Genomic DNA, 23,142 nt, shown 5'->3' with positions numbered 1-23,142 from the left:
GTTTCACAGTTTTATAAAAAGAGCTCTTATTGATGTTTTGTTAGGGGGGAACGCCCCTCACGCAAAACAGAACATATTTAACATTGCATATTTACTCGCTTATTTTAAAGAGATCTTTTATAAAAATGCACTCTTTACGCTGTCGTCTGTGGATTGGTTTTCAAGATTTGTGTGCTTCACTTTTTCTACATATACTTGTCTGTGAAATTATTGCTGAAGGATTATCAATTCATGAGCCGCAGCTTTCTGCTTCTGAATGCAATAATTATGTAATTAAAGCTCTCCATGAGGTTTATCTCAATCCTTCTATACACATCAATCCCTATGTACTTTTACATCAAGTCCCATGTATTTTTCTTATGAACAGAGACAATTGATTGTTCTTATACGTGCAATAATCCTAAGCTGCATTTTATGATGCTCGATGAATAGACGTTTTCTCTTGAGGTTAGAGATGTACGGACAGATCATTGACCTTTTATAGTATCGATCACTAAAATATGACTTAAATTATTTATTTATAGGTTATGGTTTGAAGTAAGCACTTTCATGTGAAACAATTTTTATGTGTGAATAGTAAAATAGTTGAATAGAGTTCTGCTGATTGTATTTTTATCTACGTCGAAAATTTTTTACACAAGAATACTGATAGCAGCTGCGTTCCCACGAGTCTCTGTCCATTTATAGACGATGACATGAAATTATGCTGATAATCCATTATAGAGAATTATTTTTTCACAAAAGGTTTGCCATATTTGTGATAAATTTAATAGGTTTCATTGGTTACAATGTTTCGATGACTTGCGATAAAATTAATTAGTATTTCAATACATATTGCGAGAGTGCTAAAAATTAGTGGAAGAGAGGACATAATCATGATTCTCCAAGCTTCTTAATAACTATGGTATTTTCTTTATAATTTGAGCGTTTATAAGTAATAATATTAAATTGCGCTAATAATCCATTATAGAGAAGAATCTTTCCTACTAATGGCTCTCCGATGTTTGTGATCATTTTAATAACTTCCATTGCTTGTAGGGTCCCAATAACGCCAGGTAAAACACCGATGATTCCAGTTTCAGCGCATGTTGGGATAGTCCCGTGAGCTGGAGAGGTGGGGAATAAATCGCGATAGTGAGGATTATTGTCTTTATATGGCATAAGGACGGTTAATGAGCCATTAAAACGTTCTACAGCACCACTTATTAAAGGTTTTTTACATTGGGCAGCGTGATCAGCAAGAAGATAGCGTGTCGTAAAATTATCACTTCCATCAACAATGATGTGGTAAGCATTGAGCAGTTTATCCACATTACTTTTGTCTAAGCGTAGGGTGTGTTTTTCAACTATAACATGGGGATTTATTGCTTTTATAGTGGTTTCAGCACTGTCTGTTTTACTTTTTTTGATTGCATTTGTTTTATGAATAACTTGGCGTTGTAAATTGGAAAGTGAAACGATGTCGTTATCGACAATTCCAAGAGTTCCAACACCTGCGGCAGCCAAATAGGTTAAGACAGGAGCACCAAGACCACCAGCGCCTACAACAAGAACACGTGCTTTTTTTAGCTTTTGTTGCCCTGCACCACCAATTTCAGGCAAAATGATGTGGCGTGCATAGCGTTCGATTTCTTTGTTGTTTAATTTTATATCTGTTTCTTGTGTCATAAATTTTCTCTTGTCATAGTTCTTTTATTGTTTACTAAGTTTATGATGCATAGACCAGTCTGCTTTTAGGATAGAGAGGATTTATTTATGAAAATTGCCATTCAGATGGATCATATTTCAACAGTTCGGATTCAAGGAGATACGACATTTGCACTCGCTTTAGCAGCCCAAGAACGTGGACATTCTCTCTTCCATTATACACCAGATCGTTTATCTCTATACGATGGTTGTGTGATTGCACGACTAGAGCCATTGATTGTACATGATAAAGAGGGAAGCCACTATCGATTAGAAAAGCCTGTTCGTACGGAATTAACAGACATGGATGTGGTTCTTTTACGCCAAGATCCACCTTTTAATCTCAATTATATCACAACAACTCATTTGTTAGAACGTATTCATCCTAAAACACTCGTTGTGAATGATCCGGCATGGGTACGCAACAGTCCAGAAAAAATTTTTGTTACTGAATTTTCTGATCTGATGCCAGAAACATTAATTACCAAAGATATTGAAGAAATAACAGCTTTTAGAGAGACATTTGGCGATATTATTGTTAAACCACTTTATGGAAATGGGGGCGCTGGTATTTTTTATTTAAAACAAGATGATCGCAATTTAGCATCATTGTTGGAAATATTTGCAGAAATTTATCACGAACCTTTTATTGTTCAGCGCTATTTAGAGGCAGTACGAAAAGGAGATAAAAGGATTATTTTGCTTGATGGTACACCTGTTGGAGCTATTAATCGAATTCCGACAGAAACAGATGTGCGCTCTAATATGCATGTTGGAGGTCGCGCGGAAAATGTGGAGTTAACAAAACGTGATTATGAAATTTGTGAACGCATTGGTCCAGCCTTAAAGGAACGCGGTCTTCTTTTTGTGGGGATTGATGTGATTGGAGATTATATAACAGAAATTAATGTGACGTCTCCTACGGGAATTCGTGAAATTAAACGCTTCTGCGGTATAGATGTTGCTCATTTGTTTTGGGATGTTATTGAGTTCAAGCGTTCAAATGAATTTATTTGACAGAGGACAAAAACATGGTTTTAAAAAAATGATCCATGTTGTTTTTTATATTTGTTATGTTGCAAATGTGAACTAGAATGACCGTATGATATAAATTAAGAGGCTTTGTTTTCAATTTTTAGGGAGTTTATAGATGAACAAAGTATTATCAATTGGAGTGGGATTGATTTTTGCGCTACTGCTGTCAGCAAATGGAGGCAATGCGCGCGATCAAATACAGATTACTGGTTCATCTACAGTTTTACCTTATCAAAAGATTGTTGCTGAAACATTTGGAGAAATTTATCCCCATTTTAAGGTTCCTGTTATCGAATCGGGAGGAACAGGAGCTGGTATTAAGGAATTCTGCCGTGGTATTGGGGAGAACACTGTTGATATTGTTAATGCTTCGCGAGCAATGAAACCGAGTGAATTACAGTCTTGTTTTGATGCTGGTGTAAAAGATGTTGAGGAAATACGTATTGGGTATGATGGCATTGTTTTTGCAACTGATATTAAGGGGCCTGATTGGAAATTACAGCCAGTAGATGTTTATAAAGCCCTTGCTGCTCGAATTATTATAGACGGAAAGTTGCAACCGAATAATGTTTTGAAATGGAGTGCAGTTAATAGTGCTCTTCCTGATTGGATGATAGCAGCGTATATTCCTGGAGAGAAGCATGGGACACGTGAAGTTTTTGAGGAAAAATTACTTACTAAGGGGTGTAAAGAGAGTGGGGCAGTTGAGGTGATGAAGTCTTTAGGAATGGATGATAAGGAGATACACACTGCTTGTATTGCGGTACGTAAGGATGGAAAAGCGGTTGATATTGATGGTGATTATTCTGAAACATTTGCGCGTCTAACTTCTAATAAAACAGGGGTTGGTATTTTTGGTTTGTCGTTTTATCAAAATAATGCTGATAGGCTAAAGGTTGCCGATATTAACGGTTTTGCGCCAACAGTTGAGACGATTTCTAGTGGACAATATCCAGTTTCTCGTCCGCTTTTTTTCTATATTAAGAAAGCACATTTAGGTATTATTTCAGGTTTGCGAGAGTATGTTGATTTTTTTCTTTCTGATCAAATGATTGGTCCAGAGGGTCCTTTGGCTGAATATGGTTTGATTGTTTCTCCTGAAAAGGAACGTCAAGCACAGCGTTCTGATTTTTCTGCTGGTCGAGTAATGACATTGAAATAATTTGCAGGGAAAATTTGTTGGATTTCTGAGATAGGAAATTTGGGTGCTATTTTTTTATAAAAACTGAAAGATAAAATGCGCATTTCCTTCATTGTTTTGCTATTATTGATTTTTGGATTTTGTAGCTTTTGTATTTCTTATATGCGAGCATGCATTCTTGAATACAGACAACATAAAATGCATTCTCGTGCGTATTATTATGGCTGGTGGACATTTTTGATTACTGTTATTCCAGCTTTTATTTTTTTAATTGTTTGGGATGCTGGGAGTACAATTTATTTAGAATATAATGCTTCTCGAGAGCTGGGGGCGTATAGTGCGCATGTAACAGAGCCTGTAAATCACGATCTACTTTGGGAGACACTTCGAAGTCTCGTCAAAAAGATTCATCGTTTTGAGGGGAATCTTTCTACCGCTTCCTATAAGGAAGTGCAGGCACAATTACTCGCGAAGGGATTGATTTTACCCGATGAAGCATCAGATGATGTGTTCAAAATAGCACAGTCGTGGGTATTTTCTTCTGAAAAGCTTAAATTTATAGGTTATGTTTTCCTTTTTGCTATTGCGTCCTTTGGTTTTATCTGTGGAATGATGCAAATTGCGCCTCATCAACGTGCGCGTAATAAGGTTGAATCTTTTATTATTATTGGATTGATTTGTGCATCTATTGTTGCAGTCTTGACAACAATAGCCATTGCGCTTTCTATGCTTTTTCAGACAGTAAGCTTTTTTCAGTCTGTATCCTTTTCAAATTTCTTTTTAGGAACAGTTTGGGATCCGCGTTTTTCCGCGAGCGGTTCCAGCGATGAAGTAGGACAATTTGGTTTAATACCGCTTCTTGCTGGTACGCTTTATATTGCATTTGTTGCCATGCTTTTTGCTGTACCTATAGGACTATTTTCAGCTCTTTATATGGCGGAGTATGCTTCTGCGCGATTGCGAGCAATTGTAAAACCATTGTTAGAAGTTCTTGCTGGCATTCCAACGATTGTTTATGGCTTTTTTGCTTTGAAGGTTGTGGGACCATTTTTACGTGATCTTTCTGCTTCTCTCTCAGACGGGGTTAGTTTTATTATGGCACAAAGTGTTTTGACCGCTGGAGTTGTGATGGGAATTATGTTGATACCTTTTGTTTCCTCTTTATCGGATGATGTTATTACGGCTGTTCCACGCATTTTACGTGAAGGTTCTTATGGTTTAGGCGCAACGCAATCTGAAACAATTAAAAAAGTTGTTATACCAGCAGCGCTTCCAGGGATTATGGGGGCCATTTTGTTGACGGCATCGCGTGCAATTGGAGAAACAATGATTGTGGTTTTGGCGGCAGGTGTTGCAGCAAACTTAACACTCAATCCTTTTGAAGCAATGACTACGATGACTGTTAAGATTGTTAATCAATTGACCGGTGATTTTGAGTTTAATTCTCCACAAACTCTGGTGGCTTTTGCCTTAGGGATGACGCTCTTTGTTATGACACTTTTGATGAATATTCTAGCTCTTTATATTGTGCGTAAATATCGGGAACAATATGAATGAATGAAGATTTTTTTCCTCGTCGCAATATTAGTCTCAATCGTCGGTATTGGGCTGAACGTCGTTTTCGTGCCTATGGTTTGATTGCCATTTTTATTGGTTTGTTTTTTTTATTTGCGCTTTTATGGTCTATCATTAGTCAGGGTTATACAGCTTTTTTTCAAAGTGAAATGACATTGTCGATTTATTTGGATGAAAAGATCATTGATCCAAGTGGTCAACGTAAAACAAAACCACAAGTGCTCATGACGGCGAATTATCCACTTCTTGTACGCAATGCTTTAGCAAAGAAACTTAATATCAATCAAAATGATCGAGCCTCTCTTCGAGACGTTAACCGTATGTTTTCGAATGGTGTCCGTGTTCAACTGCGTGAAATGGTGACAAAAAATCCAAAACTGATTGGCACAATGCAAAAAGTTAAAGTTTTGGCATCTGCGGATATTGATTCTGCTTATAAGGGACAGATTGATTTGCGTGTAGCAGAAAAAAACCGTAAAGTTTCTAATCGACAAATAGAATGGATAAAGCGTTTAGCGCATGATGGTACGCTTTATAAAACATTTAATATTGGTTTTTTTACATTTGGCGCTTCAAGTCGTCCTGAGACTGCGGGATTAGGTGTTGCGATCATTGGTTCTCTTTATATGATAGGCATCGTTTTATTAGTTTCACTTCCAATAGGTATAGCAACGGCTCTTTATTTAGAAGAATATGCACGCAAAAATAAATTTACAGATTTTATAGAGGTTAATATCAATAATCTTGCAGCTGTTCCTTCAATTGTGTTTGGTCTTTTAGGACTCTCTTTTTTTGTTAATTTTTTAGGATTACCACGTTCAGCCTCTTTTGTTGGTGGTCTTGTTTTAGCGCTCATGACTCTTCCCACGATCATTATTGCAACACGTTCTGCTCTGCGTGCTGTTCCTCTCTCTATTCGTGCAGCAGCTTTGGGGTTGGGAGCATCAAAAACACAAATGATTTTTCATCATGTTGTTCCTTTAGCTGCGCCTGGCATTTTGACAGGCACAATTATTGGAGTCGCTCAGGCTTTGGGTGAAACAGCTCCTTTGCTTTTGATTGGAATGGTTGCTTTTGTTGTTAATATTCCTACGACCCCCATGGATCCAGCAACGGCTTTGCCTGTTCAAATTTTTATGTGGGCGGGTGAAGCAGAGCGTGCTTTTGTTGAAAAGACATCAGGTGCTATTATTGTATTGATGATTTTTCTTGCGATCATGAATATTTCTGCGGTTTTTTTACGTCGACGATTTGAACGCCGCCAGTAATTTTAATAAAATAACAGCTTTGATAAGATTTTTGTAAGGTGAATTTTTGTAATGAAGATTAAAATGCGCGGTCAGGATGTGAAGGTTTCTTACGGAGATAAAGAAGCACTCCACGGTATTACACTTGATATTCCTGAACATCAAGTAACTGCTTTGATTGGTCCATCAGGATGCGGAAAGTCAACTTTTTTGCGTTGTTTTAACCGTATGAATGATACAATTGAAGGCGCTAAAACAACTGGTCTTATTACCTTAGATGGGGAAAATATTTATGACACACGGATTGATGTTGTAGAATTGCGCGCTCGTGTTGGAATGGTTTTTCAAAAGCCCAGCCCTTTTCCAAAATCTATATTTGAGAATGTTGCGTATGGTCCACGCATTCATGGTTTAGTTAAAACACGCTCTGAATTGCATGATGTCGTTGAAAAGAGTTTGAGGCAGGCAGGTTTGTTTGAAGAAGTAAAAGACCGCCTTCATGATCTTGGAACAAGTTTATCAGGGGGACAACAACAGCGTTTGTGTATTGCACGTGCTATTGCGGTTAGTCCTGAAGTTATTTTGATGGATGAGCCATGTTCAGCTCTTGATCCCATTGCGACAGCACGGATTGAAGAGCTTATCGATGCGTTACGGCAAAATTATACAATTGTTATCGTAACGCATTCCATGCAACAGGCCGCACGTGTTTCTCAATATACGGCTATGTTTCATTTAGGGCATTTGGTAGAAGTTGGTGCGACTGAAATGATCTTTACCTCACCAAAAGAGCAACGGACGCAAGATTATATTACGGGGCGTTTTGGATAGGTGAATTGAGGAGTGTAAGATATGTCTATGAAACATACTGTCCGTTCTTATGATGCAGAACTAAAATATTTAAGAGTAAGGATTACAGAAATGGGGAGCCATGCAGAAAGGATGATTGAACGTTCTGTCGCATCGGTTGTGTGTAGTGATCTTCAACTTGCAACGACAGTGATTGCCGATGATGTGTTTTTAGATGAAGCAGAACGTGACATTGATGAAAAAGCGGTTGCTATTATTTGCAAACGCCAACCGATGGCTGTCGATTTGCGTGAAATTATTGGAGCCATTCGTATTTCTTCTGATCTTGAACGGATTGGGGATATGGCAAAAAACATTGCTAAAAGGACTGTTGCACTTTCAGAAATACGTCAATCTGCTTCTGTTTATCATGGGCTTGAAACAATTACAGCTTTAGCACTCAATCAATTAAAAGAAGTCTTAAATGCTTATACGAGTCGCCTATTAGAGCGTGTTGACGCGGTGCGTGAGCGTGATGAGAAGATTGATGCTTTGTATACTTCTCTTTTTCGTGAACTTTTGACGTATATGATGGAAGATATGCGCAATATTACGGTTTGTACGCACTTACTGTTTTGTTTAAAGAATATTGAACGAATTGGTGATCATGTTACTAATATTGCTGAAATGCTGCATTATATCATAACGGGTTACCATATGTCCTCTGATCGTCCTCGCGATGACCTTACTTATAAAGTTGGGGTAGGTGAGAAGAAAATAGATTAAAATTTCTCTTATATATATAAAATCAGTTTGTAGATATATGAGTATTCTCTTATAGTGCAGCTATAGAAAGAATAAGATAACCATCTATGGAAAAGCACAAAGAAGCAACAAAGAGTTTTTTCAGAGAAGCATGGCAGATTGTTAACTCTTGGTTTGACATATTTGTATATTGGATGATATCATCACTCGTATTGTGGCAGGAGGGGAGTTTTCTAGGGGATTTCCTTTCAGATCATTTTGTTAAAATTTTATATTAAAGGGGATATCTGTATTATTTTTTCGTATGTAGAAGAAGTGGATAGTGTTACTTTATTGTAATTGAAACGTGTGGGTTATTATAGCCTATATTGAGCCATGAAGAATAACAATATCGATCCGCAAATTAATAGTTTTTTATTTTTTATTTTGCATAGATACTTTTTGATTACCTCTTGTATTAAAATTTTACTGAGTGGTAACAATTAGCTATGTACTTTATTGAGAGATACATTTAAAGCTCATTTCAAGACTTGAATATCTCAGAGATTATAGGAATGTGTTGCATAAGATGAAAAAAAATCGTTGGAATGTTTTTGTTACCTGTTGTGTAGCGCCGTTAGTTGTTGTGGGATGTGCTTCAAGTTATTTAGATGCTGGAAAAGTAGATAATAATAAGACAAAAACGGTTACATATCCATTGACAGAGCGTCAATGTCTTATGCGAGCGATGTATTTTGAATCAAATCGCACAAGCCGTGAAGGAATGATTGCCGTTGGAACGGTTGTTATGAATCGTGTTAATTCAACCGCCTATCCTAAGACGATTTGTGGTGTTGTTGGTCAATATAGGCAATTTGCTCCTGGTGTTTTAACGCGTCCTATGACGGAGAAAGCATCTGTTGCTCGTGTAAGAGAGGCGGCTGATGCCGTTTTACGGGGTGAACGAGATAAGAAAGTTAAACACGCTAAGTTTTTTCATACCGCTGGTTTGTCTTTTCCGTATAAAAACATGCATTATGTTCAGGTTGCAGGGGGAAATGCTTTTTATGAAAAACGATCACGTGATGGAGAACTTCAAGTTCCTACAAATAATCGCCCTTATGATGTTGCTTATGCTTTTGCTCAAGAACGTTCTGGTCATGCGCCAAGCTTTATAGATGAAGGCTTAGAGAGTAGGGGAGTAAAGGCAGAGAAAAGTACATCTCCTTTGACAGAAGTAGCACAGTCCAAGACGGCACATCCTGCTCCTTTTGCTATGGTACAGCTTGATAAAGTTCCTATTCCTGCCTATGCACCTCAACATCTAGCTAGGAAAGAGGAAAATAAAACGATTATGGCTTTACCTTCATCTGATCAGTTAAATGCAATTGTTGCAATGTTAGAAAAACGACACAGGAACTAGTAAGTTTTTCATGACCAAAGAAGGATGATATACCCATTGCGGTTTATGAATTAAGTGAATTTTAGCGATAATTATACGCATAAATATACGTAGAGAAAGCGAACTCAAAGGATCTGAAAAACAATTTATAATATGACGACATAAAGAACGCATTCTATTTAAAGAAGGGTATTGGTAATGTACTTTGATATTCATGAGACAATTTCGCCTGAAATGCTTAATCGTCTTGCAGAAATTACAGTGAAAGTGGGGTTGAATTTACAAGAGGGGCAGGATCTTGTTTTAACTGCTCCAGTTTCAGCGTTACCTTTTGTTCGGCGTATTGCATATCATGCTTATAAGGTTGGTGCTGGTGTCATTACACCAATTTTTAGTGATGATATGTTATCTCTTACACGGTTTGAAAATGCCCATACAACTAGTTTTGATTGTGCCCCTTCTTGGCTTTATGAGGGAATGGCAAAGGCTTTTGAAAATGGGGCAGCGCGTTTAGCGATTGTTGGTGATAATCCTTTGCTCCTTTCCAATCAGGATTTTGATAAGGTTTCACGTTTAAATAAAGCCACTTCAATAGCTTACCAGCCGGCACTCAAGCAAATATCAAATTTTGCTATGAATTGGTCGATTGTTGCTTATCCAACAGCAGGATGGGCTGAGGCAATGTTTCCTTCTTTACCACTTAATGAGGCGATTAAAAAATTAGCCGATGCAATTTTTTCTGCTTCACGTGTTACAGGAGAAGATCCGGTGCAGGCGTGGACTGTCCATAACGAGAATTTAAAGAAACGATCATCTTGGCTTAATGAGCAGCGTTTTTCTGCCTTACACTTTACAGGGCCAGGGACTGATTTAACTGTTGGTTTGGCAGATGATCATGAATGGCATGGTGGTGCATCCGTTGCTCAAAATGGTGTTATTTGCAATCCGAATATTCCGACAGAAGAAGTTTTCACGACTCCTCATGCTCATAAGGTTGAAGGTTTCGTTCGCTCAACAAAGCCCCTTTCCTATCAAGGAACTCTGGTTGATAATATTGAAGTACGTTTTGAAGCAGGGCGTATTGTTGAGGCTCGTGCATCAACAGGCCAAGAAGTTTTACAGCAGGTTTTGCAAAGTGATGAGGGTGCAAGCCGGTTGGGCGAAGTTGCCCTTGTGCCCCATTCTTCACCAATTTCTAAGAGTGGCCTCCTTTTTTATAATACCTTATTTGATGAAAATGCTGCATGTCATATTGCTTTAGGGCAGTGTTATTCCAAATGCTTTTTAGATGGGGCATCATTGACGTCAGAAGAGATTGCAGCACGTGGTGGGAATAAAAGTGTCATTCATATTGACTGGATGATTGGTTCTGGTGAAATTGACATAGATGGCATTACCCAAGATGGTGTAAGAGTTCCTGTATTTCGTAAGGGTGAATGGGCTTAATTTTGTTACCATAAAACACGGTCATTTGAGGTGGGGTGGGATGTAAGCCTCATTGATACGTTAAGTATTTTAGAGTGTGTGGTATATATTCAAGGCAGGGTTTGGCCATAAAGCCTTTAGTTAAATGACTCACATGAGTAGGAATCCAAGTAAAATCCACTCATCAAGAATTTGTTTAGTAGATGTAGAGGAAGTCTTCGTTCTTTGAGGGGTGGGAAGAAGTCAATTTATCAGAGATACGATTGGAAAGTGTATAATTATTAAAGAAGAGTAATGCCTGAGCTTCCTGAAGTAGAGACAGTTCGTCGTGGACTTGAGTCCGTTGTAACTGATGCAAAGATAGTATCTGTCAAACTTAATCGTAGAGATTTGCGCTTTCCTTTTCCTGAGGCTTTTTCGGAGCGCCTTATTGGCAGAACAATTATAGAACTTGGCCGGCGTGCGAAATATTTATTATTTCATCTTTCTCAGGATGAAACGATTTTAAGCCATTTAGGAATGTCTGGTTCATGGCGTATAGAGAATGATTTTTTAAGAAAAGCTTGTTTAGCGTCAAGTAAATTAGTTAAACATGATCATTTTGTCATGGAGATTCAGACAAAGAATGGTGACGTTTATCGTCTTATTTATAATGATGTGCGTCGCTTTGGGTTTATGCTTTTAGTCGATACGGATAAGCTTTATGAACATCCACTTTTAAATAAGCTAGGTCTTGAACCTATGAGTAATTCGTTTTCTGGTCGTTATTTACAAAAGGCTTTTGTTAATAAAAAAATGTCTCTCAAGGGTGTTTTACTTGATCAGTCTATTGTTGCAGGTCTTGGGAATATTTATGTTTGCGAAGCACTTTGGCGGAGTCGTTTGTCTCCACAACGTGGTGCATTTACATTGGCATCAAAAACGGCACGTGCACGTGAATTTGCAGATTCTTTAGCACAAAATATATGCAATGTGATTTCTGAAGCCATTTTGTCTGGTGGCTCTTCTTTACGTGATTATATGCATATAGATGGTTCGCTTGGTTATTTTCAGCATACTTTTTCAGTTTATGGACGAGAAGGCAAGCAATGTTTGGAATGTGGAGCGCCTATTATGCGCATTTTACAGGCTGGACGTTCAAGTTTTTACTGCTCACAATGTCAAAAATGAATAAGGTGTCTTGCAAAATCTTACAAGAGGCTTAAAGTCATCGCATCTATAATATAATTACACAAGGCTTGAAAGGTTTTTTTATGCTGAATAAAGTACTAACACATCTTGATGGAAATATAGAGAAGAGCCTTGAACGCCTTTTTTCTCTTTTACGTTTTCAATCGATTTCTACAGACTCGGCTTACAAGGATGCATGTCGTAAAGCAGCTGATTGGTTAGTAGAGGATTTAAAAAGCATCGGTTTTGAGGCTTCACGCCGTGATACGCCGGGGCATCCAATGGTTGTTGGGCATCATCCAGGACCTTCAGATGATTGTTTGCATGTGTTGTTTTACGGACATTATGATGTTCAACCTGTTGATCCATTGAGTTTATGGGAGGATGATCCATTTACACCTTCTTTAAAAGAGAGAGATGGAGAGAAAGTTATTTGTGCTCGTGGAGCTTCAGATGACAAAGGTCAGTTGATGACTTTTATTGAAGCATGTCGTGCATTTAAGAAAGAAACAGGGCAGCTTCCTATTAAAGTTACTGTTTTATTTGAGGGAGAAGAAGAATGTGCTTCTCCTTCCCTTATTCCTTTTTTAAAAGCAAATACAGATGAACTTAAGGCAGATTATGCATTAGTTTGTGACACGTCAATGTGGGATGCGGATACACCATCTATTGCTCTTTCTCTTCGGGGAATTATGGCAGAAGAGATTATTATCACAGCAGCGAATCGTGATTTGCATTCTGGTTATTTTGGAGGAGTAGCAGCTAACCCCATTCGTATTTTAACGAAAATCTTAGCAGGACTTCACGATGAAAATAATAGGGCAACACTTCCTGGTTTTTATGATGGCGTAGAAGAAACACCTCCACAGATTTTACAATCATGGAATGCACTTAATTGTACTGCTGAAAATTTTCTTGGTCCTATAGGACTTTCCGTTCCAGCTGGTGAAAAAGGGCGGAGCATTTTAGAGCTTGTATGGGCACGTCCTACCATGGAAATTAATGGTATTAGTGGCGGCTATGAAGGGGAAGGGATGAAAACAGTTATTGCTTCTCAAGCGAGTGCAAAAGTATCGTGTCGTTTGGTGCATAAGCAAGATCCAGAGAAAATACGCCAAGCGTTGCGTGATTATGTACGTAGCTCAATTCCTGCTGATTGTAAGGTTGAATTTAAGAATCACGGTTCTTCTCCGGCACTTCAGATTTCTGATGATTCATCTTTTATCAAGGAGGCGAAGGATGCCTTATCACAAGAGTGGGAAGTGCCTGCTGTCTTGACAGCCATGGGGGGCTCGATCCCAATTGTAGCAGATTTTCGGTCAATTCTTGGTATGGAAACTCTTTTGGTTGGTTTTGGACTGGCTGATGACCGTATTCATTCTCCTAATGAAAAGTATAATTTAAAATCGTTTCATAAGGGGCAGCGGTCTTGGGCGCGTATTCTTGCTGCTTTAGCAAGTAGGAGGGTAAATGGCTGAGATTCGCGTTCATCAAGGTGATTTACCAAACTTAGACAATTATAAAACTGATGCCATTGCGATTGATACCGAGACTTTAGGATTACAACCCTATCGTGATCGTTTATGCGTTGTTCAGCTTTCTTCTGGAGATGGTACTGCTGACGTTATTCAGATTGCTAAAGAACAAAAGAGTGCACCAAATTTGATAAAATTGCTTGAGGATAACGCAATAACCAAAATATTTCATTTTGGGCGTTTTGATCTTGCTATTTTAGCGCATACATTTGGTGTTATGCCAGAGGCTATTTTTTGTACAAAGATTGCTTCGAAACTCACGCGCACTTATACGGATCGTCATGGCTTGAAAGAAATTTGTAATGAATTGCTGAATGTGAATATTTCTAAACAGCAACAATCTTCGGATTGGGCGGCAGAAACGTTATCACAGGCACAAATTGAATATGCTGCGTCGGATGTGTTATATTTACATCGTTTAAAGGTTATATTTGAAGAACGTTTAAGACGTGAAGAGCGAGAAAATGTTGCCAAGGCATGCTTTCAATTTTTGCCTATGAGAGCTAGGCTTGATCTTTTAGGATGGGCGGAAGTTGATATTTTTGCGCATAGCTAACTTTAAAATTGGCTTTTAAATAGAGTTAATTATTGATGTGAGAGGACAAAATGCTTGTACATTATGGGCGTTTTATCCTCTCATCTTTTCTGATAAGAATTATAATAAATTCTTAAGTGCTATTTCATTTGAAGTTTAGGCAATAAAAATACTTTTGCGAATCCATATTTTTTATTTTTGTAACAGCTTTTATTTGAAACAAAGCAATTTTGAGGAGAGGCTGGAAACATACGGTAGGTTGGAAGACTTAAATCTCTGAAACCGGTATACAGCCTAATTGGGGGAGAATATGAATGTGTAAATGTAAAAACCAAATCTCATCTTTACCATCATTTTTAATTCTGCTTTACGACTTTCAAAAGTATTTAAAGCAATGTCTGTTAAATAATAGAGATTACGCATTGCCTCATGTTTTTAATGGATTTACGTTCTTCGTGTAAAACAGAACGCCCTAAACGGAATATATTTGTGTTGCTAATTCATGTGCTTTTTGTAAAGAAACCGACACCCAAGTTCATTTTACGGTGGCGCTCATAAAAGATATAACAATAAAGCTTCCAATACCAATATAAAATCTATTGAACACTACCATCTTTATGCTTATGGAGTAACAAGCCGCTACCATCCACACAACTGTACCAATTCCCAATGTTGTGTAAGTCCTTAGCACTTGAGACGGTTCATAAGAGGCATTTTTAGTCTTTTTTTAGTGTTTTTTATCCACACAGCTCTCTCAACTTGTAACGTGCAAACAAATGGTTTTGATTGATTCAACATGAAAAAGATTTGGAATGAGAGAATCTTATGGTATTTAGGATTCTCAGTCAATATGGATAACGCTATATTATCATTATAAATCAGTATATTATATGAAGTTCGTATAGTTTATTATTTTCAGACGATACTTCGTGCCTTTATTTATTACTCAATAAGTAATTTCTATGTTGGCAGAGCAGGGCAATTTTCTTTTATTTTAAAATTAAAATGCTCCAAAGCTTTATTTTTAAGGATTCTCACTTTTTATCTATAAACATGCTATTTTTTCTGGAAATTTGCAATGAAGACACTAGATAAAATCCATTATGGATATTTATACGAGGTTAAATTTATGAACATAAAATATTTTATTACGGCTTTTGCTACGTTTGCTTCAATCTCTGTAGCTCAGGGTGCTTCTTTCTTGTCTTCTCAAAAGTTAATAGAGGGTATACCTTCTCTTGTTCTTCCTAGAGATCTTTTTTCTAGTGAACAGTTGAGCAAGATCTTCTCTGAAGTTGTTCAAATGGAACTTTCTTGCACGCATAACAACCAATGCATAACAGAAGCTGAGTTAGTACCTGTATCATATTCTGGTAAAAAAAGATTTCAAAAGCCTAAAAAAGGATTAAGGAAAGGAAGACGACCAGATTTATTTAGACGAAGTCCAATGAGTTATTAAAAAGTAAGAAAACAACATCAAGAGGTCTAACGTATGATCGGGAATTGAAGAGAGGAGATATTTTTTATCATTTGAAAAGTGGAGGAGCAGTTGTTCGCAAAGGGTATTATAATTGTGTACGGAGGGGGTGAAGAGTACTATTTGGAAAAGATATGGGGAGGTGGATTTCGGTGCAAGAATACTCTGTATAATGGCAATCGCTCGTTACAAAATTCATGGGTTTGGATAAATATAACCTCCCGATTTTGGGTTACGCTGTTATACTGTAAATACTGTCATTTAAGCGTGACTATACAGCGCATATAAAACTCCTTGATAAGTGTTTTTAGAGTAGGGCTTGTCCAGAGAGCCTTTAGTTAAGTGAATCACATAAGTAAGGAGTTAAGAAAAATCCTCTTGACAAGAAACTAAGCTGTTTGCAGAGAGGATCTGAGAGGATACTTCATCAAAATCGAGTGAAGCAACAAAAATGTTAAACTTTTGATCTTTGATGGTATGCTTCGACTACAGTTTATAAAATATTCATTTGTCTATGATTCAAAATATCAGATATTTTTTCTGCCAAATTCATGATTTTTAAAGCAAGGTGTGGTGTGAAAACTTTAAGAAAGATTTCTCGTTTTTTCAGCTTTAAGGAGATTTCTATATAAGTTTTAATGTTTATTATACCGGTTGTCTGTCTTTAGGCATTTTTTTCAATTTAGTCTTGTAAAGGAGTATGAAATGATATCCTACAAATAAGGCTGAAGCTCTGAAAAGATTTACTATAAGGTTGAGAGAAGAAAAAAATGGTAAGTATGTCAAAAAGGCATAAATGCCTAAATTAAAAACAAAGAGCAAGTGTAATGAAATTGCATGTAATCTTGTTGCAGTCCATGGGGTAGTGGAGATCTTGTTTTATGCGGTATAAGCATTCTTTACAATGAAGAAAAAACAATCAAAGAGCTATTCACACACTTGCTCGTTTGTGAGGTGCAGGGGGATGGTTTTGGTTTCTTTAATATAAAAAGGCTTAAGATAAGAACATCTTCAATATTGCAGACGAATTAATATAAAAAATATTTTTTCATTATAAATCAATATATTGTATTTTCATTCCAATAGCACACGCTTTACACGGAGGGTATTGTGACGCAGTTTTTTTACAAAATTTATAAAGGAGAGCAAATGTGAGAAAAAGAGATCATTTGTGCATGGGCATAGTTTTATTCTCATTTATTACAGATCAAGCAATTAAGGGTACTTTGATTGGCTTTTTGTTTTTTTTATAAGTGTATCATTTTTGCTACAGATATCTGAAGATGGGGCTCTATATGAAATGGTGTGTTCAAATAAATATTCAGCTATGGAGAGAAAATATGAATATGAAATGGTTAATAACAGCTTCTGCTTTCGCTTTTGTTTCAGCTTCAGCAGCACAAGCAGCAGATGTTATTGTTCCCCCAAGTCCAACACCTGTTGCTCCCGTTATTGTTGCTCCAACTTTTTCTTGGACAGGTTTTTATGTTGGGGGCCAGATTGGTGGTTTTTCGGGTAAAACGAAAATGGATATTCTCAGTAATGGAAAAAAGATTCCAGTGCCTGATGACCTTTTGCCTAAACTATCTGGTTTCATGGGTGGTCTTTATGCAGGTTCCAACGTTGATCTTGGTAATGGCCTTATTCTAGGTGTTGATACAGATATCATGTGGTCTAATAAAGATGATACGAAGACAGGAAACACATATGTTATTGCTCCAAATCACATAAATTATATTAAGAAGATATTAACAGAATCTGGAATTAATATTGGTAAAGATGCGCTTGAACCTGGTGCTAAACGAACCCACAGTTTCACTTTTAAAGAAAAGTGGGCTGGTGCGACACGTGTACGTATTGGTTTTGCAGCTGAACGCATTATGCCTTATGTTGCTGGTGGTATCGCTTATACCCAGCTTCAAGATACTGCATTGATTTCAATAACAGGCAAAGATTCAGACAAAGTAATAGCTTCTGGTACCTTGTCTGATGAAACAAAGACCCTTGTTGGTTACACTCTGGGTGCTGGTGTTGATTTAGCAATGACCAATAACGTTATTGTCCGTGCGGAATATCGTTACTCTGATTTTGGGAAAAAGAAATTCTCAAATGATAAATATGAGACATCTTACAAAACCAATGATTTCCGAGTTGGTGTTGCTTACAAATTTTAACAGATGATAAGTTAAATAACAGAGGCGCCGTCTTTAACAGCGCCTCTGTTATTTTCTGTTGCTATATTATCACACAATACATAATTTATTGTGGATATGAAAAGATATTATTCAGGTTTTCTTAAAAAAATCATAGACAATAAACAAGAATTACATTTAAAAATCAATAAGTTATATATATATATATCTTTAGGTTTCTCGTACAAAATCAAGCTATGAAGCGATTTTGTCTGGGATATGCCCTCCATTTTCTGTGACTGTATCATTTTTACTACAGCTTTTCTTTCTGTAATCTTGTAGCACTGTGCTCATAAATAAATTAGGAGCAAAGTTTATGAATATAAAATCTTTAGTAACAACTTCTGTTATCGCTATAGCAGCAGCTTCTGCAGCACAAGCTGCTGATGTTATCATCCCTCGTGAAACAGCCCCAGCAGTTATCTCAGCCCCTTCATTTTCTTGGACAGGCTTTTATATCGGTGGTCAAGTTGGTAACTTTTCAGGTAAAGTTGATGTAGTTGATTCAGAAACAAAAAAGAAAATTACAGATAAAGACTGGACACCTAAGCCTTCCGGTTTCATGGGTGGTATTTATGTAGGTTCCAACGTAGATCTTGGTAATGGCCTCATTCTAGGTGTTGAAACCGATGCAGTCTGGGCTGACCGCGAAGATTCAAAAGCGCATTCAGCAGTCATTGGGGAAGCAGGCCTTGACAGTTTCAAAGATGAGCTTACAGAAGCTAAAGCTACACCTGCTACAGGAAAAACTATTGCTGGTATCGTGGCGACTGACAAACGTGTAGAGGGCACCTCTATAAAAGAAAAATGGTCTGGTGCAACACGCGTTCGTGTTGGTTTTGCAGCCGTTGATCGCATTATGCCTTATGTTGCTGGTGGTATTGCTTATACGCAGCTGCAAGTGGTTGATTTTCTTAAGGCAGCGACAGCTGAAGGTGCCGAAATCGCTTCTGCTAAAGTGTTTGATGAAACGAAAACAATGGTTGGCTTCACTGTAGGTGGTGGTATTGACTTTGCAATGACAGACAATGTTCTATTGCGTGCAGAATATCGTTACTCAGACTTTGGTAAAAAAGCATTTGTAAAGGACGGGGATAAATTCGCTTACAAAACCAATGATTTCCGTGTAGGTGTTGCTTACAAATTCTAATTTCGTAAACAACGAAATAAACTTCCAAGAGGCTCTGTCAAAGACAGGGCCTCTATTCTTTTCTGTTGTTATATTATCACATACCCTATATTTATTAGGGGAGTAAAAGATATTATTTAGATTTTCTTAAAAAGATTTTTATAAATGACAGATAACAATTATGCCATAAAATCAATAATTTACACATACTTGTAACTTACAATTTCTTATGAAAATTCTTATGAAACGTGAAGTTATGAAATGACTTTATCTTGCGTCAGCTTTCGTTTCCTATGATTGTATCATTTTACTACAGCGTTTTTTTTGTAGTCGTATAATACTGTGCTCGTAAATAAATGAGGAGCAAAGTTTACGAATATAAAATCTTTAGTAACAACTTTTGTTATCGCTATGACTACAGCTTCTGCGGCACAAGCTGCTGATATTGTCATTCCTCGTAAAACAGCTCCAACAGTTATCACAGCTCTTTCGTGTTCTTAGACAGGTTTTTATCTTGGTAGTTAAGTTGGCAACTTTTCAAGTCAAAGTTTATGTATTTGATTTTGAGACAAAAGAAAAAACTTTAGATAAAGATGCACTACCTATGCCTTCCGGTTTCATCGGTGGTATTTATTTAGGTTCCAACGTAGATCTTGGAAATGTTCTCATTCTAGGTGTTGAAACCGATGCAGTCTGGGCAGACCGAGGAGAGACGAAGACGGTCTCAAAGATTCTTGTGATTGATGATTTTAATGATAAATTTAAAGATGCTGGTGTCACATTGGATGAAAATGAAAAGTTTCAAAAGGGTGACACAGCAGTGTATCGCATTGGTTTCAAAGAAAATGGTCTGGTGCAACACGGGTTCGTGTTGGTTTTTCTGTCGCTGACAGCATTATGCCTTATGTGGCTGGTGGTATTGCTTATGCGCAAATACAAGGTGTTGGTAAAGTTTCAGGAACAAAAAAGTTGGGAAAATGGGTAAGCCAAGTAAAGAGTTTCTGCTACAGTATTTGATAAAACAAAAACGATGGAGGGTTTTATCCTTGGTGGTGGTATAGATTTCGCGATGACAGATCATATTCTGCTTCGTGCGGAATACTGTTACTTAGACTTTGCTAAGAAGGAATTTAAAAAGGATTATCTTAAACTAGTCTACAAAAGCAATGACTTTCGTGTAAGTATCGCTTACAAGTTCTAATTTCATCAAAAGTGCAATTATGAATAAAAAGTATTAATAAAAAATTAAATTTCCAAAAGATATTGACTTTTAAAAAACCGCTGTTTTCTGGGGTTTTATTTGTATGATTGTGATATTTTTACTACAGCTTTTCTATCTGTAATCTTGTAAGGTCGTTTGATAGTTAATTTAGGAGCAAAATTATGAATACAAAATCTTTAATAGCAACTTCTATTGCCGCTTTAATTTCAGCTTCTGCAGCACAAGCTGCTGATATTATCATCCCTCGTGAAACAGCCCCAGCAGTTATCGCAGCAGCCCCTTCATTTTCTTGGACAGGCTTTTATCTTGGTGGTCAAGTTGGTAACTTTTCGAGTAAAACTAAAGTAACTATTCCAGGAGAAGATGAAGAACTTTTCAAAAAAGATAATACACCTAGTCCTTCTGGTTTCATGGGTGGGATTTATGCCGGATCTAACGTAGACCTTGGAAATGGTCTCATTCTCGGTGTTGAAACCGATGCAGTTTGGGCAGACCGTGAAGAATCAAAAGCAGCCCGTGAATTGACTCTTACTGAAAAAAATGCAGCAGATTTTAATAATGCCCTTGAAAAAGCTAAGGTTGAATTAAAAGATCAGCAACGGTTTGAAATAGGTGACAAGGTAACGGAAAAGCACAGCTACAAAGAAAAATGGTCTGGTGCTACACGCGTTCGTATCGGTTTTGCTGCTGTTGACCGTATTATGCCTTATGTTGCTGGTGGTATTGCCTATGCGCAGGTACAGGGCATTCAATCAGTTACAGGAAAAGGAGAGAGAGCTAAGGTTGAGCAGAATGCTGATGTGGTGGAAAACCCACCAGTTAAACAAAATGTAGATTTGACTGGTGGTACTTGGGCTGATGACACGAAGACAATGGTTGGTTTCACTATTGGTGGCGGTGTTGACTTTGCAATGACAGACAACGTTCTTTTACGTGCAGAATACCGTTACTCCGATTTTGGTAAAAAGAAATTCGCAAACGATACACGTGAATTCAACTACAAAACCAATGACTTCCGTGTAGGTGTCGCTTACAAATTCTAATTTCGAAAAAATGAAATTATCAGCACAAAAAATACTAAGGCCTCGTTTAACGGGGCCTTTATTTTATTAGCTCTCTATTTTATCTCTCTTAATCCCTTAATTTTTATTGGTATCATTTTGTATTATAAGGCTTAAAAAAAGTTTTATATTATAAAAGGCGAATTAGTAGTATGCATCGATTTTATAACTACTTATTACATAAAATCTTATATTACGGCTATCATTTTACGCTTAAGTGAAAAGTATTTAATTAATCTCAGAAATAGGACAAGATCATAATCAGTGATGAACTTTAGTTTACTTTTATATGCCAGATTAGAGCGAGCGTATTGCGTATATCTGTTGGAGTAAGTTCTGAAACGGGAATACAGCCTCATTGGAGAAGAATATAAAGTTACAAAAAGAAAAACTAGTTTCCAACTTTATCATCTTCTTTTAATTTAGCTTTACGGTTTTCAAAAGCATTTAGAGTAATGTCTTTTAAATAATGAAAATGAAGATGATGCATTGTCTTACATTTTTGTTTATTGCATTTTTTAATGGGATCATACTCCTCATGCAAAACAGAACGCCCTAAACGGAATACACTTGTTGTTGTGTATTCACACATTTGTTTTAAAAAAATATTTTTCAAAGTACATCAAGCCCACTTCTCTCTGGACAAGATTTGAATATTCTAGGCTCTGATGTTCAAGCAACGGATAATCTTTCCTTACAAGCTGAGAGGAATGTTTCGATTGATGCTACACGCAACAGCATGGACAATCAGAATAGGAGTGAAACATCTCATGTTGCTTTACACAATGGCTCTCATTTAAGTTCTGGAAAAGAGACCACTGTTCTCTCTGGAAAAGATATCCATATTGCTGCTTCCGATATAGATGCCAAGGGCAATGTTGGTCTTGGCGCCCAAGGGGAGGTAACAATAGGGGTGAGAAACGATGAGATGGAATATCATCTTCGCACCAAAAACACGAAAGTGGACATGCAAGCCTCTCATGCCGTTGGCTCTTCGATAAAATCGGGAGGTGACACCACTGTCATTGCAGGGCAGGATGGCAAATCGCATGATCTTAGCATCACAGGTAGTTCCATTGCGGCTGATGGCAAGGTGGGGCTGAAAGCCAGCAACGATGTCCTGATCAATAATGCAGAGGATAGCTTACAGTATGAGATGTCGTACCATAAAGACGGTGGAGCATTTAGTAGCAGCAAATCTGAGCATAACAAGATGGATGTGCGCCAAGTTGTGGGGGCGAGCATAACAGGGGGTGAAGGCATTGCCATTGACTCAGGAAATAACACGGAAGTTGTCGCCTCGACGCTCATAGCCGGTAAGGCAGAGGAAACGTCAGGAGAGAAAGCACTGGGAGATCAAAAACAAGCGGATATTACCATTCACTCTGGGGGAAAGATTACTATCAAAGGCGCCCAAGAACAGTTGGATCAGCAAGCACAATCGTCATCAAGTGGCTTTTTGCATGAGGAATCGTCCGATACATCTCAATCGCATACCACAACGGTCTCCTCTATCCTTGGGGCGACGGGAAACATCGTGTTAGACGCACAAGGAGAAGCCAAGATTTCTGCTTCTCATCTGCTTTCCGGTCAAGATATCAATGTGAGCGGAGAAAGTGTGACAATTGATGGCATGACAGATCACCATAAAAGCCATTCAGAGGAGCATGAAACAGGTTTTGGTGTGGGATCAGGCAAGGGCTTTGTGTCGATATACGGGAGTGAGGGAAAGACAGAAAATGAAGAGAGTTTTGAGCATCAAGGTTCTTCTCTCAAT

General features: G+C 37.6%; 19 protein-coding genes and 2 pseudogenes. 18 read left to right on the top strand and 3 right to left on the bottom strand.

Annotated elements, in window-relative coordinates:
• Positions 1–873 precede the first annotated feature (873 nt).
• Positions 874–1,668 (bottom strand): molybdopterin-synthase adenylyltransferase MoeB, encoded by a 795-nt coding sequence (locus tag ACFIO5_RS03065; RefSeq protein WP_375634581.1) that lies wholly within the window; start codon positions 1,666–1,668, stop codon positions 874–876.
• An 87-nt stretch (positions 1,669–1,755) separates the two neighbouring features.
• Between ACFIO5_RS03065 and gshB the strand changes: the two genes are divergently transcribed.
• From gshB to ACFIO5_RS03010, 11 genes are all read left to right on the top strand, one after another.
• Positions 1,756–2,703, top strand: coding sequence for a glutathione synthase (gshB, locus tag ACFIO5_RS03060; RefSeq protein WP_375634580.1), 948 nt, complete (start codon positions 1,756–1,758; stop codon positions 2,701–2,703).
• A gap of 133 nt (positions 2,704–2,836) precedes the next feature.
• Entirely contained in the window at positions 2,837–3,883 is a 1,047-nt protein-coding gene (locus ACFIO5_RS03055) for a substrate-binding domain-containing protein (RefSeq protein WP_375705096.1), read from the top strand.
• 75 nt (positions 3,884–3,958) lie between these two features.
• Positions 3,959–5,419 carry a phosphate ABC transporter permease subunit PstC gene (gene pstC / locus ACFIO5_RS03050; RefSeq protein WP_375634579.1) on the top strand — a complete coding sequence of 487 codons (1,461 nt, stop codon included), beginning with the start codon at positions 3,959–3,961 and terminating at the stop codon, positions 5,417–5,419.
• Positions 5,416–6,705: a phosphate ABC transporter permease PstA gene (gene pstA / locus ACFIO5_RS03045; RefSeq protein WP_375634578.1), complete on the top strand. Its 1,290-nt coding sequence runs from the start codon at positions 5,416–5,418 to the stop codon at positions 6,703–6,705. Before pstC ends, pstA begins: the two co-directional genes overlap by 4 nt.
• A gap of 51 nt (positions 6,706–6,756) precedes the next feature.
• Positions 6,757–7,515: a phosphate ABC transporter ATP-binding protein PstB gene (gene pstB, locus ACFIO5_RS03040; protein WP_375611792.1), complete on the top strand. Its 759-nt coding sequence runs from the start codon at positions 6,757–6,759 to the stop codon at positions 7,513–7,515.
• A 21-nt stretch (positions 7,516–7,536) separates the two neighbouring features.
• Entirely contained in the window at positions 7,537–8,259 is a 723-nt protein-coding gene (gene phoU / locus ACFIO5_RS03035) for a phosphate signaling complex protein PhoU (RefSeq protein WP_375634004.1), read from the top strand.
• A 547-nt stretch (positions 8,260–8,806) separates the two neighbouring features.
• Entirely contained in the window at positions 8,807–9,640 is an 834-nt protein-coding gene (locus ACFIO5_RS03030) for a cell wall hydrolase (RefSeq protein WP_375634006.1), read from the top strand.
• Between the two features lie 177 nt (positions 9,641–9,817).
• Positions 9,818–11,065 carry an aminopeptidase gene (locus tag ACFIO5_RS03025; protein WP_375634007.1) on the top strand — a complete coding sequence of 416 codons (1,248 nt, stop codon included), beginning with the start codon at positions 9,818–9,820 and terminating at the stop codon, positions 11,063–11,065.
• 273 nt (positions 11,066–11,338) lie between these two features.
• A complete protein-coding gene (gene mutM / locus ACFIO5_RS03020) occupies positions 11,339–12,214 on the top strand; it encodes a bifunctional DNA-formamidopyrimidine glycosylase/DNA-(apurinic or apyrimidinic site) lyase (RefSeq protein ID WP_375634008.1) in 876 nt (291 codons plus the stop codon).
• An 83-nt stretch (positions 12,215–12,297) separates the two neighbouring features.
• Positions 12,298–13,692 carry a M20/M25/M40 family metallo-hydrolase gene (locus ACFIO5_RS03015; RefSeq protein ID WP_375611787.1) on the top strand — a complete coding sequence of 465 codons (1,395 nt, stop codon included), beginning with the start codon at positions 12,298–12,300 and terminating at the stop codon, positions 13,690–13,692.
• Positions 13,685–14,305 (top strand): ribonuclease D, encoded by a 621-nt coding sequence (locus tag ACFIO5_RS03010; protein WP_375632307.1) that lies wholly within the window; start codon positions 13,685–13,687, stop codon positions 14,303–14,305. Before ACFIO5_RS03015 ends, ACFIO5_RS03010 begins: the two co-directional genes overlap by 8 nt.
• A 250-nt stretch (positions 14,306–14,555) precedes the next feature.
• Here ACFIO5_RS03010 and ACFIO5_RS03005 read toward each other — a convergent pair.
• Positions 14,556–14,998: pseudogene (locus tag ACFIO5_RS03005) on the bottom strand (integrase); the annotation flags it as partial.
• Positions 14,999–15,362: 364 nt separating this feature from the next.
• On the opposite strand from ACFIO5_RS03005, the gene ACFIO5_RS03000 reads away from it, so the two are divergent.
• The 6 genes from ACFIO5_RS03000 to ACFIO5_RS02975 all read left to right on the top strand — a co-directional run bounded on the left by ACFIO5_RS03000 (position 15,363) and on the right by ACFIO5_RS02975 (position 21,347).
• Complete coding sequence (locus ACFIO5_RS03000; protein WP_375671926.1) at positions 15,363–15,743, top strand: hypothetical protein; 381 nt, start codon at positions 15,363–15,365, stop codon at positions 15,741–15,743.
• A gap of 1,358 nt (positions 15,744–17,101) precedes the next feature.
• The gene (locus ACFIO5_RS02995; protein ID WP_375618016.1) at positions 17,102–17,935 is read left to right on the top strand and encodes an outer membrane protein; all 834 of its coding nucleotides are present in this window, start codon (positions 17,102–17,104) and stop codon (positions 17,933–17,935) included.
• Between the two features lie 334 nt (positions 17,936–18,269).
• Positions 18,270–19,103 (top strand): porin, encoded by an 834-nt coding sequence (locus ACFIO5_RS02990; protein ID WP_375634014.1) that lies wholly within the window; start codon positions 18,270–18,272, stop codon positions 19,101–19,103.
• Positions 19,104–19,596: 493 nt separating this feature from the next.
• Complete coding sequence (locus ACFIO5_RS02985) at positions 19,597–20,067, top strand: porin (RefSeq protein ID WP_375634016.1); 471 nt, start codon at positions 19,597–19,599, stop codon at positions 20,065–20,067.
• Between the two features lie 45 nt (positions 20,068–20,112).
• Positions 20,113–20,283, top strand: coding sequence for an outer membrane protein (locus ACFIO5_RS02980; protein WP_375634570.1), 171 nt, complete (start codon positions 20,113–20,115; stop codon positions 20,281–20,283).
• Positions 20,284–20,465: 182 nt separating this feature from the next.
• Complete coding sequence (locus ACFIO5_RS02975; protein WP_375705095.1) at positions 20,466–21,347, top strand: outer membrane protein; 882 nt, start codon at positions 20,466–20,468, stop codon at positions 21,345–21,347.
• Positions 21,348–21,756: 409 nt separating this feature from the next.
• On the opposite strand, the gene ACFIO5_RS02970 is transcribed toward ACFIO5_RS02975, so the two are convergent.
• Positions 21,757–21,981: a hypothetical protein gene (locus tag ACFIO5_RS02970; protein ID WP_375618013.1), complete on the bottom strand. Its 225-nt coding sequence runs from the start codon at positions 21,979–21,981 to the stop codon at positions 21,757–21,759.
• Between the two features lie 6 nt (positions 21,982–21,987).
• Here ACFIO5_RS02970 and ACFIO5_RS02965 point away from each other — a divergent pair.
• Positions 21,988–23,142, top strand: a pseudogene (locus ACFIO5_RS02965) (hemagglutinin repeat-containing protein); the annotation flags it as partial.

It is taken from the genome of Bartonella sp. AA86SXKL (assembly GCF_042196885.1).
The sequence above is the reverse complement of the archived record's forward strand: the minus strand, read 5'-3'. Positions and strand labels throughout refer to the sequence as shown.